The following is a 1014-nucleotide window of genomic DNA, read 5'->3' as shown; positions in this document are numbered from 1 at the left end:
CATCCGAAGCTTCGGCTCATGGCTTGAGCCCCGTTACATCTTCGCCGCAGGACAACTTGTTTAGACCAGTGAGCTGTTACGCTATCTTTAAAGGATGGCTGCTTCTAAGCCAACCTCCTGGTTGTTTTGGTCGTCCCACCTGCTTTCCCACTTAGCCATGAATTGGGGGCCTTAGCTGTCGGTCAGGGTTGTTTCCCTCTCCACGACGGACGTTAGCACCCGCCGTGTGTCTGCCATCCAGTACTCCCGGGTATTCGGAGTTTGGTTAGGATCAGTAAGCCTGTGGGGCCCCATTACCCATCCAGTGCTCTACCCCCCGGGGTATTCGGATGACGCTCTACCTAAATAGATTTCGCAGAGAACCAGCTATCTCCGAGTTTGATTGGCCTTTCACCCCTAGGCACAACTCATCCCGACCTTTTTCAACAGGTGTGGGTTCGGACCTCCAGTGCGTGTTACCGCACCTTCATCCTGGTCATGCCTAGATCACTCGGTTTCGGGTCTGATCCCACGAACTCGACGCCCTATTCAGACTCGCTTTCGCTGCGCCTACACCTACCGGCTTAAGCTTGCTCGTGAGACCAAGTCGATGACCCATTATACAAAAGGTACGCCGTCACCGCGCGAGGCGGCTCCGACTGATTGTAGGCGTCCGGTTTCAGGTACTGTTTCACTCCCCTCGTCGGGGTGCTTTTCACCTTTCCCTCACGGTACTGGTTCGCTATCGGTCAGTAAGGAGTACTTAGCCTTCGAGGGTGGTCCCCCGATCTTCGGACAGGATTTCACGTGTCCCGCCCTACTTGATACGTCCCATCGCGCTTCCGATACGGGGCTGTCACCCGCTCTGGCCAGACTTTCCAGTCTGTTCTCGTCACGCTCAAGGCTCGGCTGGTCCGCGTTCGCTCGCCACTACTAGCGGAGTCTCTGTTGATGTCCTTTCCTCCGGGTACTTAGATGTTTCAGTTCCCCGGGTTTGCTCTTTGAACCCTATGTGTTCAGGTCCAAAGTACCTGG

At 55.4% G+C, this 1014-nt stretch carries 1 other annotated feature (cut by both window edges).

What is annotated here, in order from left to right:
- Positions 1-1014: a sequence feature (mutual gap in cmsearch alignment for this rRNA model is longer than 100), on the bottom strand (it extends past both window edges: 1925 nt to the left, 661 nt to the right).

The sequence above is a fragment of the Tateyamaria sp. syn59 genome, from assembly GCF_007995245.1.
GTDB lineage: Bacteria > Pseudomonadota > Alphaproteobacteria > Rhodobacterales > Rhodobacteraceae > Tateyamaria.
Note: the sequence above shows the minus strand (reverse complement) of the source record. Positions and strands in the feature narration are given on the sequence as shown.